The sequence below is a fragment of the Pseudomonas sp. Pseusp21 genome (genome assembly GCF_059492145.1).
The window spans coordinates 4750969-4767574 of record NZ_CP168520.1; the positions used below are offsets into that span (position 1 = coordinate 4750969).

A 16606-nucleotide genomic window follows, 5' to 3' on the forward strand; every position below is an offset into this window, starting at 1 on the left:
CCAGATTGGAATGGCTTTGAGTCTAACAATTCGCTTCGGAGATGGCAGTCAGCTTCGTAAGATAGGCATCCGAAAGGAGCTCACCGATGAAAGTCTCAACCGTCAAATACCTCTCTCGCCTGCTGGCCGAACTGGCCGTGCTGCTTGCTCTTTACCTGCTCGGCTGCCAGATCGCAGCGTGGCTGGCCTGGCCGATTCCCGGCGGCGTGATCGGCATGGCGCTGTTGCTGCTGGGTTTTGCGTTCGGCTGGGTCAAACCGGCGGCGCTGCAAATGGGCGCAGGCTTGTTGATGGCCGAGATGCTGCTGTTCTTCATTCCGGCGCTGATGAGCCTGCTGGATTACGGCGCGTTGCTGCGCGATGACGGCTGGCGGATTTTGTTGGTGATCGCAGCCAGTACGCTGATGGTGATGCTGGTGACCGCGTTCACCGTGGAGCTGGCCGTGCGCCTGAGGCGGTCCCATGAAGCTTGAGCTGATGCCGATGTTCTGGCTGGCGTTCACCTTGCTGGCTTATCTGTTCAGTCGCTGGCTGTATCGGCGGACCGGACGTTACGTGCTGTCGCCACTGATTCTGGTCCCCGCGTTGCTGCTGGCGCTTGCCGTGCCGCTGCACACCGCTTATGCCGAATATTCGAGCAACACCCATTGGCTGATGCTGGTGCTCGGGCCGGTCACCGTGGCGTTTGCGGTGCCCATCTGGCAACAGCGACGCCTGCTGGTGCGGCATTGGTCGGCGTTGCTGCTGGGCATTCTGGCCGGCAGCGCTGCGTCGATCGCCACCTCGTTCGGCCTGGCGAAAGCGCTGGCGCTGGACAGTTCGGTGACGCTGTCGCTGGTGCCGCGCTCGATCACCACACCGTTCGCCATGCCGCTGGCGCAGGACCTCGGTGGCGTGCCTGAGCTGACAGCGGTGTTCGTGATGTTCACCGGGGTGATCGGCGCCATGCTCGGCGGTGTGCTGCTCAAGTGGCTGCCGTTGCGCAGTGCCTTGGCTCGTGGAGCGTTGTTTGCCGTGGGGGCTCATGGCGCGGGCGTCAGTCGCGCCCATGAAGTGGGCGGTGAAGAGGGCTCGGTGGCGGGGCTGGTGATGGTGCTGACGGGGCTGCTCAATCTGTTCGCCGCGCCTTTGTTGGCGTCGTTGCTTTGACATGGATCCAAGCTGTTTGCGTCGCTGACTCGTTCAGTCATCAAGCTGGCTGCCAATGCAACTACGCGACGGTCCGGGGCTGACTAGACTGCTGACACACGCAAAAACAATAAGAACGCAGAGGTGCATACAGTGAGCGTAGCCCCCGTCCCTTCGTCCGTGAGTGTCAAAGACCAGGTCAGTGCCGCGGAATGGCAGGCCCGGGTCGATCTGGCCGCCTGTTATCGTCTGGTCGCGCTGCATGGCTGGGACGATCTGATCTTCACCCACATTTCCGCCAAGGTGCCCGGCACCGAAGATTTCCTGATCAACCCGTTCGGCCTGATGTTCCATGAGATCACCGCCTCGAGTCTGGTGAAGGTCGACCAGGCCGGTAACAAACTCATGGACAGCCCATACGAAATCAATCCCGCCGGCTACACCATCCACAGCGCCGTGCACGAAGTGCGGCACGACGTGGCCTGCGTGCTGCACACCCACACCGCTTCCGGTGTTGCGGTGTCGGCGCAGAAGCAGGGCGTGTTGCCGATCAGTCAGCAATCGCTGTTCGTGTTGTCGAGCCTGGCCTTTCACGCCTACGAAGGTGTGGCGCTCAACCATGAAGAGAAAGCGCGGTTGCAGGCGGATCTGGGCGACAGCAATTTCCTGATGCTGCACAATCACGGTCTGCTGACCTGTGGCGGCACCATCGCCGACACGTTCCTGATGATGTTCACCTTTCAGCGTGCGTGCGACATTCAGGTCATGGCGCAGACCGGCGGTGCCGAACTGATCGCCATCGAACCGCAGATTCTGGCAGGCGCCAAAGCGATGATTGCCGGCGTCACCAAAAGTGCTCAAGGCATGGGTGGCGCGCTGGCCTGGCCGGCGCTGCTGCGCAAACTCGATAAACAAGACCCGGGGTATAGACTCTAATGCCTCTCGCCGAGATCCCTCTGAGTGTCTGGCGCAAACGCGGCCAGACGTTTGTCTTCCGTGGTCAGCCGATCCGTTACTGGACGGCCGGGCAGGGCGAACCGCTGCTGCTGATCCATGGCTTTCCGACGGCCAGTTGGGACTGGCATTACCTGTGGCAGCCGCTGTCCCAGCGCTACCGGGTGATTGCCTGCGACATGCTCGGCTTCGGCGACTCGGCCAAACCGCTCAATCACACCTATAGCCTGCTGGAACAGGCCGATCTGCAACAGGCCTTGCTGGCGCATCTGTCGGTCGAACAACCGGTGCACATTCTGGCCCACGACTACGGTGACAGTGTTGCCCAGGAGTTGCTGGCCCGGCATTACGAAGATCTGATCGAGGTCGCCAGTTGCGTGTTTCTCAACGGTGGTCTGTTCCCGGAAACCCATCGACCGCTGCTGGCGCAAAAACTGCTGCTCAGCCCTCTGGGCTGGATGATCGGTCGGGCCTTCTCCCGTGATGCGCTGGTCAAGAGCTTCCAGCAGATTTTCGGCCCGGACACCCGGCCCAGCGAAAGCGAAATGGATGATTTCTGGAGCCTGATCGAATGCAATCGCGGGCAACGCGTCATGCACAAGCTGATTCACTACATTCCCGAGCGCCGCGTTCAGCGTGATCGCTGGGTCGCGGCGATGCAGCGTGGCGAGGTGCCGCTGCGGGTGATCGATGGCGAAGTCGATCCGATCTCCGGGGCGCACATGGTCGAGCGTTATCGCGAGCTGATCCCCGACGCCGACACCGTGCTGTTGCCGGGCATCGGCCATTACCCGCAAAGCGAAGCGCCGGTGCAGGTGCTCAAGCACTACCTCGAATTTCGCGATCACTTCGTGTTGCCACCGCGCAAGGTGGCGTGCTCCTGACTTGGTGCCCGAGGCGCCTGACGCCTCGGCACGTTTCATCATCCCCCAGCCTTATCGCGCACCATTCAGCCTCAGCCGTGTTCGTTGTGACCGCACGCCCTGTGCCTGACACTCAGGGACACTGTCCCTCAGGTCTGCTGGAGTTGCCCCGATGAATGATTCTGTGCGTTTCGAAGATAAAGTCGTGATCGTCACCGGTGCCGGTGGTGGCCTGGGACGCGCTCACGCTTTGCTGTTCGCCAAACAGGGCGCCAAAGTGCTGGTCAACGACCTCGGCGGCTCGACCCAGGGTGAAGGCGCCAACGCTTCGGCCGCTGATCGCGTGGTGGCGGAAATCCGCGAGGCCGGCGGCATCGCCGAAGCCAACCATGACTCGGTCACCGACGGCGACAAACTGGTGCAGAACGCCCTCGATGTGTTTGGCCGCGTCGATGTGGTGGTCAACAACGCCGGGATCCTGCGTGACAAATCCTTCCACAAAATGGAAGACGCCGACTGGGATCTGGTCTACCGCGTCCACGTCGAAGGCGCCTACAAGGTGACCCGCGCCGCGTGGCCACACATGCGTGAGCAGAACTATGGGCGAGTGATTTTCACCGCATCGACTTCGGGCATCTACGGCAACTTCGGCCAGTCCAACTACGGCATGGCCAAACTCGGTCTCTACGGCCTGACCCGCACCCTGGCCATCGAAGGTCGCAAGAACAACATCCTGGTCAACGCCATTGCCCCCACCGGCGGTACGCGCATGACTGAAGGCCTGATCCCGCCGCAAGTGTTCGAACAACTCAAGCCGGAGCTGGTCAGCCCGTTGGTGGTGTACCTGGCCAGCGAGCAGTGCCAGGAAACCTCGGGCCTGTTCGAAGTCGGCGGCGGCTGGATGGGCAAGGTGCGTTGGGAACGCAGCCTTGGTGCCGGGTTCGATCCTCGCGTCGGATTTTCCCCGGAAGATGTCGCGGCGCACTGGCAGCAGATCTGTGATTTCGAAGGGGCGGCGCATCCGAAGGACAACATTGAGGCGCTGAAGGAGATGATGGGGAATTTGCAGAAGTATTCGTTGTAGCTTGAAGTGGCCACCAGGCGGGAGCCTGGTGGCTGATTTGCTGATCAGGTGTATCTGTTTTCGGTCATGAACTTTGGAGGGGACCAGTTCGGGCCTTTCTTGGCCAATCCTTTCTCGCCGGTTGCCAATATTCCCTCTTCAAAGAGTTTGGCATAAGACCTTTGAAGTTCCCCATGCCTGATGGATTCAGGATTAAAACGCGAGATCATCATGTCCAGATGTGGATGGGCTTTGAATAGCGCGAATACAGTGACGATGTCGTCGAGTGGTTCATTTAATACAATCTGTTCAATGGTGTTCACTTCCACATCTCCTTTAAGAACTCTCGGAACTCACGTTCCTGTTGGTCATTGTCAGCAGCTAATGCCTCAGCGGTGTAAAGCAGGGTAGGGTCATCCTTTAATTGAAAGTCTTCCAAGGTGGCCGTATGCGCATTGTTCCAGATTGGTGTATTTGTACCGGGGCCTTCGGTATCGCTGATCCCCAGTGCTCGGAAACGCTCAAGCTCTCTGATTTCGTGAGAGTAGTAGCGCTTGTCCGTGTCGGTTATATCTAACTCCCCTCTGATTATTTTTTCGAGTCGATCAATCATTACCTCGTTCGCTGCGGACCTTGGAAGCCGGGCTGTATGCAGTTTGACGAGCTTCAATCCGTCCTCTGAAGTCTTCATCGGATTCCAATCCAGCTTCTGAATTTCTCCGCCAGCTCTATCCGGATTGAAATCGCGCCCGCTATACATTCCTTCGACATCGGCCCCCTCATAAGGACTGCTGAAAACCACATACAGCGGTTCAATCCCCGAATCAGCCGGAAACACGATGATGAATCGATCCCAGCCTTCCACCAGTATCGGATTCAAATCCAGCCGTCCTTCAACCGGCACGATGGATACCCCGGAGTAAGCGGGAGAATCGGTATCCACTATTGGCGAGGCGGTCGAGGCGTCACCCGGCGAGATAGCGGGTGTCCAGGTCAAGTAGTCGGTGGGCGAGTCCGATAGCGCGACCTTGTATACGTCGTTGAGCAGATCGTAGGCGGCATTCAGGACCAGCACACTTGAGCGAATATGGAAGTCATCGCTCGTAGCGACGAACACTTGCATACCTGCACCGAGTCGCCTGACGCCGAGCCCGGCTTGCATCTCCAGCGTACCCTGTCGATCGGCGATTTCCCGGAGCGTCTCTGCCGGCTCGGACGACAACTCGGCGAAAGGAACACTCATGGAAAAACGCTCGCCGTTGCCCAGATTTGAAGGCATCAACAGCGCCGCGAACCCCATCAATACCGGACTGCCGAACAGCGCCGTGCCCGTCGCTGTCAGGGTCGCTGTTGCGGTACGTAATGCATTGAGTATTCCCGCCGAGTTGGCCGGGCTGAGGTTGACCGCTGTCGAAGCGAAAGAAACGGCAGGGCCGTTGCTGGCCATTGCTCCGGAAGCCGGGAAGACATGCTTCCTCTCCTCCTGTAACCGAGCCTGTTCTGCCGCAAGCGCCAGCGCCGCTGTTTCAGCTTTGGCTTGTGCTTCGGCCTGGGCGATCTTCAACGCAGCCACCCGCTCTTTCTCCCGAGCTTCAGCCTCAGCGTTCAGGCGCGCGGTCTCGGCCGCCAGTCGAGCCTGTTCGGCATCCCGACGTTGTTTCTCCGCCAATGCGGCCAGTCGAGCCTGTTCGCGTGCACGTATTTCCTCCTGCTCCCGGCGCGCTGCTTCGGCAATATCTCGCTGGCGTTGTTGCTCCGCCGCAATTCGGGCACGTTCCGCGGCCTGCCGCTGCGCCTCTGCCGCAGCCGCCTGATCCTGTGCTTGCACGGTGGCCAGCCAGTTGAGCACGCCGACCTGTTGCTGGTTGAGAAGCGCCAATGTCTGGCCCAGCAGCCGGGCTTCGTGGGCGGCCCGAAACGATTCACTCCATAACGCTCTGCTCTTGACCCCCGCGCCGTGCGCTCGTCGAAGGGCAGATGCCTGATCCAGGTAATCCTTGAAGGTTTTCCCCAGCGGATCGCTGCCATAAAAGCGGTTGGCGATGGCGGTCTGTCTTTGAAACTCTGCGCTCTTGCGTTGAATCAGCGTGTTCCTGACGCCCACTTCGCGAGCCAATGCCGCCGCGGGTGGCAGAGGGTTCGTCGGGCCTTCCAGTCTGATGGTCGCCAGTTCCACTTCGATGGATTGTGGGATCGAGGCGGCTTTTGCGTTGAATTCCTGTTCAACGGCAAGTTGTGTTTCATGCATCAATTGACGCGTTTGCGAATTGGCACCGGCAGGGCCGAATGTGCCGCTGTAGGAATAACCCACATTGGTTTCTTTGAATGGCTCGTAATCATCCGGGGCGAACTCCCGGATATGTAATGCGTCCAGCTCTAACGGTGGAGGTTTTGGCATATTCATGTCCTTTTGAATGTGCGTTTTCATTCGCCCGAAAAATGCCCAGGGGGGCGATGACATCCGTGTCACCGGCGAATGGTTGAGGTGTTTCAGGTTACCTCGCAACGGCGGTGATCAAATCCGAGAAGCCCGTAAGTAACAGGGCGTTGTGTGGAAAGGGTTTTCGCGGGTTGCTGTTAATGCAGAAGGGATTCGTTCGGGACTCAAGGAAATGTCTGACGCAGTAATCGGAGGATCTTTGCAATCCGCCACCCACATTTTTTAAACGCCCATAAAAAAGGCCGCTGCAAACGCAGCGGCCAAGGTAAGACGTTGGATCAAGGAGCTACAAATCAACGTCAGTGAACACCGGGGCGATGGATCGAAAAACGCTTCGCGCCATCAGAAATCGGTTGCCGACGACTCGGTCGGGGACTTCGTGCTTTCTCGCGGTCTGCGGTGAAAGCCGGCACAGAATAAGGGCTGGCGCCTCAGGGAAAAATAGCGATTCCGGACATGCACTGTTGCGGGGCGTGTAACAGTGGCGCGCACTGGGGTGGTCATTATCCGCTGCGTTGATAGTGGTCCATCCAGCCTGTTCATGGCGGGCGCAAACCCTTGTCGCAGGCGGGGATTCATCCTTTCGAGCGACAGCGTGAATACCTCCTTGGTGCGCTTATCCTCGCCGTGGCGCGGCAGTAGGGTGGGGCCTTCTGTCACTCACCGGGGAAGACGCATGACAAAAACAACAATGCGCGCCATCTTCACGCCGCAGGCGCTCGCCGCTGCTGTGGCTTTGGGTTGCTGTGCCCAGGCGCAAGCGGTCGCTTTCAATATCGGGGAAATCGAAGGCACCTTCGATTCGTCGCTGTCGGTCGGAGCGAGCTGGGGCATGCGCGATGCCGACAAGTCGCTGGTCGGTACGGTCAACGGCGGCACGGGCCAGTCTTCCACCGGTGATGACGGGCGTTTGAACTTCAAGAAGGGTGAGACCTTTTCCAAGATCTTCAAAGGCATCCACGACCTCGAACTGAAGTACGGCGACACCGGTGTGTTTGTGCGCGGCAAGTACTGGTACGACTTCGAACTCAAGGACGAAGACCGCGAGTTCAAACAGATCAGTGACAAGGGACGCAAGGAAGGCGCGAAGTCGTCCGGCGCGCAGATTCTTGACGCGTTCGTTTATCACAACTACTCCATCGCCGATTTGCCGGGCACCGTGCGCGCCGGCAAACAGGTGGTGAGCTGGGGCGAAAGCACCTTCATCGGCAACTCGATCAACAGCATCAACCCGATCGACGTCTCGGCGTTCCGGCGGCCGGGTGCGGAGATCAAGGAGGGGCTGATTCCGGTGAACATGCTGTTCGCCTCTCAGGGGCTCACCGACCAACTGACGGTCGAGGGCTTCTATCAACTGGAATGGGATCAGACCGTCCTCGACAACTGCGGGACGTTTTTCGGCGTCGATGTGGCAGCGGACGGTTGCAACAACGGCTACACCGTCGGCAGCCCGGCGATCGCCCCGTTGGCGCCGCTGGCGGCAGCCTTCGGCCAGCCGATTCAGGTGACCCGCGAAGGGGTGATTGTGCCCCGTGGCGGCGACCGCGATGCGCGGGATTCCGGGCAGTGGGGTACGGCGCTGCGCTGGCTCGGCGACGACACCGAGTACGGCCTTTACTTCATGAACTACCACAGCCGCACGCCGACCGTCGGCACCAGTACCGCCGGTCTGTCGACCCTGGCGTCATTGCCGGGCATGGTCGGGATCGCCAACCGCCTGGCGCCCGGCAGCGGTTCGGGACTGGCGCAAAGCGTGATGCTCGGGCGCGGCCAGTACTACCTCGAATACCCGGAAGACATTCGCCTGTACGGCGCGAGTTTCTCCACCACGTTGCCGACCGGCACCGCCTGGACCGGCGAGATCAGCTATCGGCCCAATGCGCCGGTGCAGGTCAACACCAACGACCTGACCCTGGCGCTGGTCAATCCGATTGCCGGCGGTGCCGCGTCGCCGCTGGTCACCTCGCCGGGGGCCGACAACAAGGGTTACCGACGCAAGGAAGTGACGCAGATCCAGAGCACGCTGACGCACTTTATCGATCAGGTCTGGGGGGCGCAGCGCCTGACCCTGGTCGGTGAAGCGGCGGTGGTGCGGGTTGGCGGACTGGAGTCGCGCAGCAAGCTGCGTTATGGGCGTGACTCGGTCTACGGCCAGTATGGTTTCGGGGGGGATACCGACGGTTTCGTTACTTCCACCTCCTGGGGCTATCGCGCCCGGGCGATCCTCGATTACGCCAACGTGATCGGCGGGATCAACCTCAAGCCCAACCTGTCCTGGTCCCACGACGTCGCCGGCTATGGCCCCAACGGTCTGTTCAACGAAGGCGCCAAGGCTGTCAGCGTCGGAGTCGATGCCGACTATCGCAACACCTATACCGCGAGCCTCAGTTACACCGACTTTTTCGGTGGTGACTACAACACCCTCGAAGACCGTGACTTCGTGGCCCTGAGCTTCGGTGTGAACTTCTGATCTGCCCGAGAAGGATGAATGCAATGCGCAAGATGATTCTGCAATGCGGTGTCCTGGCCCTGAGCCTGCTGGCCGCCAACGTGATCGCGGCGGTGTCGCCGGACGAAGCCAACAAGCTCGGCACCAGCCTGACACCGCTGGGCGCCGAGAAGGCCGGCAACGCCGACGGCTCGATTCCGGCCTGGACCGGCGGTATCCCGAAAAACGCCGGAGCAGTCGACAGCAAGGGTTTTCTGGCTGACCCGTTTGCCAGCGAAAAACCGTTGTTCACGATTACTGCCGCCAACGTCGACAAGTACAAGGACAAGCTGTCCGACGGCCAGGTGGCGATGTTCAAGCGCTACCCGGAAACCTACAGGATCCCGGTCTACCCGACCCATCGCACCGTGGCCGCACCGCCGGAAATCTACGAGTCGGCCAAACGCAGCGCACTCAACGTCACCAGCATCAACGACGGCAACGGCCTGGCCAATTTCACCGGTAACCGCTACTACGCGTTCCCCATTCCCAAAAATGGCGTCGAGGTGTTGTGGAACCACATCACCCGTTATCACGGCGGCAACCTGCGGCGGATCATCACGCAGGTGACGCCGCAAACCAACGGCAGCTACACGCCGATCCGCTTCGAAGAAGAGATCGCCGTGCCGCAACTGATGAAGGATCTCGATCCGGAAAAAGCCGCCAACGTCCTGACCTTCTTCAAGCAGTCGGTGACGGCCCCGGCGCGCCTGGCCGGTAACGTGCTGCTGGTGCACGAAACCCTCGATCAGGTGAAGGAACCGCGTCTGGCGTGGATCTACAACGCCGGTCAGCGCCGGGTCCGTCGTGCGCCGCAGGTTGCCTATGACGGGCCGGGCACCGCTGCCGACGGCCTGCGCACCTCGGACAACTTCGACATGTTCTCCGGCGCGCCGGACCGCTACGACTGGAAACTGATCGGCAAGAAGGAAATGTACATTCCGTACAACAGCTACAAGCTCGACTCGCCGAGCCTCAAGTACGACGACATCGTCAAGGCCGGGCACATCAACCAGGACCTGACCCGCTATGAACTGCACCGGGTCTGGGAAGTGGTCGGCACAGTCAAACCGAACGAACGGCACATCTACGCCAAGCGCCACATGTACATCGACGAGGACAGCTGGCAAGTGGCGCTGGCCGATCACTACGACGGTCGCGGGCAACTGTGGCGAGTGGCTGAAGGACACGCGCAGTACTACTACGATCACCAGGCCCAGGCCTACACCCTCGAAGCGCTCTACGACATCATCGCCGGCCGTTACATTGCCCTGGGGATGAAGAACGAAGAGAAGCACAGCTTCGAATTCGGCTTCGAAGCCAAGGCCGCCGATTACACCCCGTCGGCCTTGCGTTCGGAGGGCGTACGGTAAGGGTCTCGATACAGGGGCAGACAAAAAGGCGACCGCACGGTCGCCTTTTTTATGGGCGCCAATCAGCGTACTGAATACTCGTCAACAAGCAGCAGGGAGAGGGCTAGGGTGAGCGTACAACGATAAAAAGGCGTACCCGATGACCGCCATGACCCACGCTCCGGATCGTCCGGGATTCTTGCCCAGACTCTCGGCTCATCATCTTCCACGTCCGCGTCTGACTGCATCACTGCTCGAATCTGCGGCAAGGGTCCGGCTGATCTGCGCACCGGCCGGCAGTGGCAAGAGCACGTTATTCACCGAATGCCTGTTGCAGGCGCCCGTCGAATGTACGGTGTGCTGGCTGCCGTTGGCGGGCATGTCGATGAGTGTTGCGGCATTTTGCGAGCGACTGGCGCAGGCATTGGGGCTGGCCAAGGCGGATGAGTCGTCGCTGCTGCATGAGCTGGCGCGCCGATCCTCGCCGGTCTGGGTGTTTCTCGACGATTACTGTCGTGTTGAAGAGCCGGCGCTGGATGCACTGCTCGACCGGATGCTGGCGCTTGCCGGCCCCGCCGTCACCTGGTGGATCGGCACGCGTCGACGCCCGCAATGCAACTGGCCGCGCCTGTTGCTCGATGACGCCTTGTACGAGTGCGAATGCGCGGCGCTGGCGTTGAGTCGCGGCGAGATCGCGCAATTGTTGCGGCACCTGCCGTCCGTCCAGGCCGATCAAGTGGCTGCTCGCATTCATCAGCGCAGCGGCGGCTGGTGCGCCGGGGTGCGAATGCTGTTGATGCAAAAATGCGACTGGTCGCAAAAGACCTTGCCGCAGCAACGCATGGACACTCTGCTGGATTATCTGCAACACGAACTGTTCAGTGGATTGAGCCCGGAACTGGCCGAGGCCTGGCGGGTGTTGGCGCATCTGCCGCGGTTCAACGCCAGCCTGTGCGATCACCTGTTCGGTGCAGGCGAAGGCGCGCAGTGGATGCGCACGCTGCAAACGCTTGGGTGTTTTATCGAACCCTGGCAAGGGTCGCCGGACTGGTTGCAGGTGTGCGCTGCGCTGTCGCGCTTGATGCGCGATGAGCCCTGGCCCGCCGGACGTTCCTGGCATCGTCGGGCCTGTCAGTGGTTCGCTGCCGGACAGCATTGGAAATGCGCCTTTGAACAGGCGCTGCTGGCCGAAGAATACGAGGTGGCGGTGAGCCTGCTGCAACACTTCAGTTTCGAGCATTTGTTCGAGGAACAGACAGTCGTGTTGTTACTGCGCCTGTACGAGCAACGCGGCGAGGAACTGCTGCTGGGCTCGGCGCAACTGGTCGGTCTGATCACGGCGGCGTTGCTGTTCGCCGGACGATTTACCCAGGCGGCGGAATGCATCGGACAACTGTCGCGTTTTCTACCGCCACCGTCGGCGGGTCAGCAACGGCAATTGATCGCGCGCTGGCAGGCTCAGCAAGGATGGCTGTTGCATTTGCAGGGGCATATGGACGAGGCGCGCGAGCATTTCGAGCAAGCCTTGAACGATCTTTCGCCGCAGGCCTGGACGGCCCGTCTGCTGTGCCTGTCGGGCTGCACTCAGCAAGCGTTGCTGTGCGGTGATCTGGAGCTGGCTCATTCGATCAATCGTGAAGCGCTGTGCCTGGCACGGGCCGAGGGCTCATTGCTGTTCGAGGCGTTGCTGGAGCTTGATCACGCCCAACTGCTGGAGCAACGGGGCGCGTCGGCTCGCGCCGAAGAGTTGCTGGCCAATCTTTGCGAAATGCTTGAGTCCTCCATCGAGCGACCGACGCCGTTGTTGGGCCGTATCGCCTTGCGCCGGGGGCGACTGGCGCTGAGCATGGGGCAATCAATACGGGCTGCCGAGCTCTTTCAGCAGGGGCTCGACGACTGCTTGCGCAGCTTTGACAAGCGCGTGCTGTACGGTTTTCTCGGTCAGGCGCAACTGGCCGCTGATCAGGGTGATTATTCGCAAGCATTCATGCACCTGCGCGATGCCGAACGTTTGATGCAGCAGCGGCAGATTCCAGACACGGTTTATCGCGGTGTTCTGTTGCAGGTCAGCAGTGAGTTCTGGCTGCAACAGGGACGACCCGAACTGGCTCGTGAAGCGTTGAGTCGAGTGCTCAGGCACTATCGTGGCCCGCGTGGACGGCAGGCGCCGCCGGCGACGCTGGAGCTGATCCCGCGTATCGAGTATTTGCTGATTCTGGCCGAGACCCGCTTGAAGCAGGCGCACCAGCCGCAGGCGCGGCTGCAGTCCTTGCTCGAGCAGGCTCAGTCTTGCCGGATGATCGTTCTGGAAGCCGAGCAGTGGCTGGCAATGAGCGAGGTGGCGTCGATTCTCAATGATCGGGAATCTGCCCGACAGTATTTCGACAGGGGCCGCAAGCTGGCCTGTCAGTTCAACTTGCAGCGTCTGGTCATGAAGTTTGACGAAGCTGCTTCGGATATTCGCCCTGAGTCCCCCGAACATCCATTTCTTGATGGTAGTGATAATGAAAATTCATTAAGCCTGAGAGAATCGCAAGTGTTGGGGTTGATTGCGGCGGGAAGTTCCAATCAACAAATAGCGGATAAGTTGTTCATCTCGTTGCATACCGTTAAAACTCATGTCCGGCGAATTCATGCAAAGTTGGGCGTCGAACGCCGGACGCATGCCGTGGCGCGCGCGAGAATGCTGGGTTTGTGTTGTTAATCGTCAGTTAATCAGTATGTTGGTTTTTTTTAAGTTTGATCTGTTAAATGTCTTGCAAAGGACGGTGGGTTTTTTATTGGTTTTGCTCCGGTTAAGTTGTTTGCACGGCTTGGACGATGTTTTGTCGTCTGGTTATCCTGTGTAATAACGGAGTTTTATCATGAATGCAGTTGGAAGGTTATCGGCGGAAAAACATCTGAGTGAAATCAATAAGCGCAGGTACGACCTGAAAGGTTTGCTGGGTGCACTACCGTCGTTCAAATCGCTTTTGCAGGATTTGGTGTTAAAGGAACTTCAACAGTTATCACCGAATATTTATATCAGCAAAACTTACATTGCCGCCCAGCATTCAGAGATTGCGAATCCACAACCGACCGGGTTGTTGATGGACGTGTTCATGCAGTGCCTGGTGTCCGGCAATGCGCCCGTCTATGACGCCAGTCTGTACGGCGTCTACGATTGGCCTGACTCCACGGATGAAGAGGACCGGATTGAAGGGCTGGATGTAGTAGCCGTCGGTTCGTTGATCGGTAATGTGCTCGGATCGCTGGCGCAGAAGTACACGCCTTTGCTGGCGCAATACTGGGCTGCATCTTCGGGGAAGGACGGCCTGGGGCGTGAGCTGGCTTCGCGCAGTCGTCAGTTGCAGGATGCCTATGCAGCGCTGTTCTGGCAGGAATTGGGCGCGACGGTGCAGATGCAAGGCGTTCGGCCGGAGGTAGAGGAAAGCTATGCCGTTTTCATCAAGGGCACATCTTTGACTCCGGCCTACAGTCTTTCACTGCAACTGGAAAACGGTCGATTCGCAACGCTCGCCGGCTGCTTTGTCACGTACCTTTCGGGGCGCTCTATCCCCGAACTGGTTCTGGACGATGACGAATGGGTTGTCCTCTACACTTCCGTGAACGGCCTGGAAACATTCCGCACACCCACCTTGATGCATCAAGCGTTGCAGCAACGCCTGGGCAATGCAGAAACCCGGGCACAACTGCTCGGGAGCCTTTCACAGGAAGATGCCGAGCAGCTCGGCAGCGTTCCGGATATCCGTTACCTGAACATTCAAGGCGAAATCTTCCAGACTCTCACCGCCCAGCTTCTTGAAAAACAACAGCGCGACGTTGCTTACCATCTTCGCCGGTTACAGGCGCCGGGCGGGGATCGGCCTGCTCTCGTGCGTTCGGTCGAGAGCACCCTTCAGCAGCAGGCAGTCATCGACGCTGCCCGGGGGCGGGTCGCGAGACTACTGGCCCTGATGAACCGAAACGCCCGGCCGCAATGGTTGAAAGATGCCACCGCCAACCATCAGGAAGTATTCGCTTCTCTGGAAAAGGAACTGCTCAGGGGGCAGGTGAGCCTGCATGAGGCCCTGGGGGGAGTATCTTCTTTTCAGGACTACGTGCGCGGAGTTGTCGAAACCCACATCAGCGCGGGCGATACCCGGCGAGTGGACCCTGATACTGTCTGGGTAACAGTGGAATATTCTTTGCGTATGGGCACTCGGCGTATTGAACATGTCGAGCGTAAAACCCTGACTCAGTTGTTCATGTACGGCGTGCATGACACGGCGGCTCCCTACACGATCAAGCTCGAAGCCTTTCACACCAATCCTCGACTGACGGCTTCGAGTATCGAACTCGCCATCCGCCAGTTTGATCTGCGTTTGCAATATGCCAATCAACGCAATCAGCGTTTCGCACAGGCACGGATTCGCGAAGCCATGCGCGAAGTCCTGGGGCAGGAAATTGCGCTCAGCCACTTCGCCGCCGTCCTGCAAAAACACATCGGCCCGCAAGGGCAGAATATGGTGCAGCGGTATCTGCATGGCGATCCGGGAGTCGAAGCGTTTGGCGTTGCGTTTCGTCAATACTACAAGCCGTTCAAGGACATGATTGCGTTTCGTGCAAGGGGGGCTGCGCCAGACCTCCAGTTACATGTGCTGTATGCGCCAGGTGCCCCGACCGGGCAGCAATGGTACGAATTCTCCGATCTGACCGGATTGAAACGACAGTTCATCTCCTGGGGTTTCGAGCCACGTGATCGTGAATTCCTGACCGCTCAGGCTTTCAGCAAGGATCGCGCAGCTTTCGTGAAAGACGAGCTTTCTTATGTCGAGCCAGGCCCTGTGTTTGAACCGAGGTGGTGGGGTGGAGTCACCCTGGTCGAGTGGACTCGGGGGCACGGTGAAGGGCCACTGATGGGGGCCATCCATGAAATCATCGATTGGGAAATCGCTGAGGAACAGGTGGCCACGCCCGTCTGGTACAGGAATGCGGCGTCGCGGGATCGCGAGATGCTTACCCGAGTGAACACGGATTTCAAGGCGCTCTACGAACTGTCGAAAGACGAGCTGAATATCCCCACGCTGGTTTCTTATTCGCGAGACCAGGTGATGGAACGGTTGAACAGTCACCTGCGTCGTTCTGACCCGAACCACCCCTTGATCGATCCTGATCGCGTTAATGTCAAGGTGAAAGGGCAGGACTGGATGACGCTTACCCAGCTCTTCATTCAATGGCAGCTTTGGCCTGGTGATGATCAGGTGGCATTCGTCTCCAGGGATGGTTCTTCACTGGGAAATCTGAATGCGACGGTCGTCAAATCGTTGATCGGTTTGCGGCCGGGCATGATGTATGAGTGGCATCTGGTCGACCGCTTTGCCAACGGCCCGTCGCTGGATCTCAAGGCGAAACTGTTCTGCAAGCTCAAGCAGAACGAAATGCTCAGGGCCGCATTGACTCAGAAGATGCAGGGCTCTCTGTCCTCCGAACAGTTCAATTGGCTGGCGGGACTGGTCGACGGGCTCGATCATGACCGTCCTCATCAAGTGGAACCGTTCAAGCCGGGCACTACCCCGCAGGAGGGTATCTACACGCTGGTTCTTGAAGGGCGACGCATCGAGGGCGCTTATACGTTTGGACGCCGGGTGGCAGGGAAGCTGCAGCTGCTGGCCTATATTCCGAAGGCTCCGGACGGGCTGAGTTTCCGCCCGCTCGAATCCTTGACACTGGGGCTCAAGGACGCCGACCTGGGAAATCACGTCATTGCACTGACCAGGCTCGAACACAGGGGTGTCGTACAGAACTTTGTCATTCGCTGCCAAAATGCTTCAGGCGCTCTCCCTGTCCCTGCGTTGGACAACAGTTATGCCGTGACCCATTTCAAGTTCGAATTCGACAGCATGATTTCCCGTGTGCTCAGCGACGTTGACTATCAAACCACCACACCTGCCGAGCGATTCTGGAACACGGTCATGGTGATCACCGAGCTTGCGGTGGATATCGTCTCGCTGTTTGTCCCGCCGGTGGGATTGGTGAGCAGCATCGTGCGCATCACACGTTCGATCGTCCAGGGCATCGTTGCCTACAGTCTGGGAGATGACAAAGCCGGCAAGAACCATCTCGCCTCGGCGTGGAGAAGCTCCATTCTCTTGTATGTGGGAATTGTGGCAGGCGTTGGCGGATCTGTTTCGGCAGTGGGGCTGCTGTCGCGAGTCAAGGATATTTCCGAGATCGTGTCGACCGTGACCGGGGTGCCGGTGGGGATTGGATATGTCACCGCCGTGGCTTCTCCCTACGTGATCGCGGACAGTAAAACCCGAATCATCGGCTGACCCC

The 16606-nt window shown here is 59.3% G+C and carries 11 protein-coding genes; 9 read left to right on the top strand and 2 right to left on the bottom strand.

What is annotated here, in order from left to right:
• Positions 1-86 precede the first annotated feature (86 nt).
• The 5 genes from ACEN93_RS21495 (at position 87) to ACEN93_RS21515 (ending at position 4029) form a co-directional block, all read left to right on the top strand.
• Positions 87-473: a CidA/LrgA family protein gene (locus ACEN93_RS21495; RefSeq protein ID WP_103385673.1), complete on the top strand. Its 387-nt coding sequence runs from the start codon at positions 87-89 to the stop codon at positions 471-473.
• Entirely contained in the window at positions 463-1149 is a 687-nt protein-coding gene (locus ACEN93_RS21500) for an LrgB family protein (protein WP_039769357.1), read from the top strand. The genes ACEN93_RS21495 and ACEN93_RS21500 overlap by 11 nt, the downstream gene beginning before the upstream one ends.
• A gap of 132 nt (positions 1150-1281) precedes the next feature.
• Complete coding sequence (locus ACEN93_RS21505; RefSeq protein WP_103385674.1) at positions 1282-2064, top strand: class II aldolase/adducin family protein; 783 nt, start codon at positions 1282-1284, stop codon at positions 2062-2064.
• A complete protein-coding gene (locus ACEN93_RS21510) occupies positions 2064-2966 on the top strand; it encodes an alpha/beta fold hydrolase (protein ID WP_495610473.1) in 903 nt (300 codons plus the stop codon). The genes ACEN93_RS21505 and ACEN93_RS21510 overlap by 1 nt, the downstream gene beginning before the upstream one ends.
• Before the next feature lie 151 nt (positions 2967-3117).
• Positions 3118-4029 carry an SDR family oxidoreductase gene (locus ACEN93_RS21515; RefSeq protein WP_103385676.1) on the top strand — a complete coding sequence of 304 codons (912 nt, stop codon included), beginning with the start codon at positions 3118-3120 and terminating at the stop codon, positions 4027-4029.
• A gap of 44 nt (positions 4030-4073) precedes the next feature.
• Here ACEN93_RS21515 and ACEN93_RS21520 read toward each other — a convergent pair whose 3' ends face one another.
• On the bottom strand, positions 4074-4331 hold the full coding sequence (locus ACEN93_RS21520; protein ID WP_248743935.1) for a hypothetical protein: 258 nt from the start codon (positions 4329-4331) through the stop codon (positions 4074-4076).
• The gene (locus ACEN93_RS21525; protein ID WP_495610474.1) at positions 4328-6469 is read right to left on the bottom strand and encodes an S-type pyocin domain-containing protein; all 2142 of its coding nucleotides are present in this window, start codon (positions 6467-6469) and stop codon (positions 4328-4330) included. The genes ACEN93_RS21520 and ACEN93_RS21525 overlap by 4 nt, the downstream gene beginning before the upstream one ends.
• A gap of 655 nt (positions 6470-7124) precedes the next feature.
• Here ACEN93_RS21525 and ACEN93_RS21530 point away from each other — a divergent pair.
• From ACEN93_RS21530 to ACEN93_RS21545, 4 genes are all read left to right on the top strand, one after another.
• Positions 7125-8918: a DUF1302 domain-containing protein gene (locus tag ACEN93_RS21530; RefSeq protein WP_074691771.1), complete on the top strand. Its 1794-nt coding sequence runs from the start codon at positions 7125-7127 to the stop codon at positions 8916-8918.
• A gap of 23 nt (positions 8919-8941) precedes the next feature.
• Positions 8942-10309: a DUF1329 domain-containing protein gene (locus tag ACEN93_RS21535; protein ID WP_495610475.1), complete on the top strand. Its 1368-nt coding sequence runs from the start codon at positions 8942-8944 to the stop codon at positions 10307-10309.
• 139 nt (positions 10310-10448) lie between these two features.
• Complete coding sequence (locus tag ACEN93_RS21540) at positions 10449-12992, top strand: LuxR C-terminal-related transcriptional regulator (RefSeq protein ID WP_495610476.1); 2544 nt, start codon at positions 10449-10451, stop codon at positions 12990-12992.
• Between the two features lie 160 nt (positions 12993-13152).
• A complete protein-coding gene (locus ACEN93_RS21545; protein ID WP_495610477.1) occupies positions 13153-16602 on the top strand; it encodes a dermonecrotic toxin domain-containing protein in 3450 nt (1149 codons plus the stop codon).
• Positions 16603-16606 lie beyond the last annotated feature (4 nt).

Bases quoted from the DNA above. Each gene is read 5' to 3' on its own strand.
- ACEN93_RS21540 (WP_495610476.1), top strand. From the start codon at position 10,449: ATGACCGCCATGACCCACGCTCCGGATCGTCCGGGATTCTTGCCCAGA.
- ACEN93_RS21530 (WP_074691771.1), top strand. From the start codon at position 7,125: ATGACAAAAACAACAATGCGCGCCATCTTCACGCCGCAGGCGCTCGCC.
- ACEN93_RS21495 (WP_103385673.1), top strand. From the start codon at position 87: ATGAAAGTCTCAACCGTCAAATACCTCTCTCGCCTGCTGGCCGAACTG.
- ACEN93_RS21515 (WP_103385676.1), top strand. From the start codon at position 3,118: ATGAATGATTCTGTGCGTTTCGAAGATAAAGTCGTGATCGTCACCGGT.
- ACEN93_RS21535 (WP_495610475.1), top strand. From the start codon at position 8,942: ATGCGCAAGATGATTCTGCAATGCGGTGTCCTGGCCCTGAGCCTGCTG.
- ACEN93_RS21545 (WP_495610477.1), top strand. From the start codon at position 13,153: ATGAATGCAGTTGGAAGGTTATCGGCGGAAAAACATCTGAGTGAAATC.
- ACEN93_RS21510 (WP_495610473.1), top strand. From the start codon at position 2,064: ATGCCTCTCGCCGAGATCCCTCTGAGTGTCTGGCGCAAACGCGGCCAG.
- ACEN93_RS21500 (WP_039769357.1), top strand. From the start codon at position 463: ATGAAGCTTGAGCTGATGCCGATGTTCTGGCTGGCGTTCACCTTGCTG.
- ACEN93_RS21525 (WP_495610474.1), bottom strand. From the start codon at position 6,469: ATGTCATCGCCCCCCTGGGCATTTTTCGGGCGAATGAAAACGCACATT.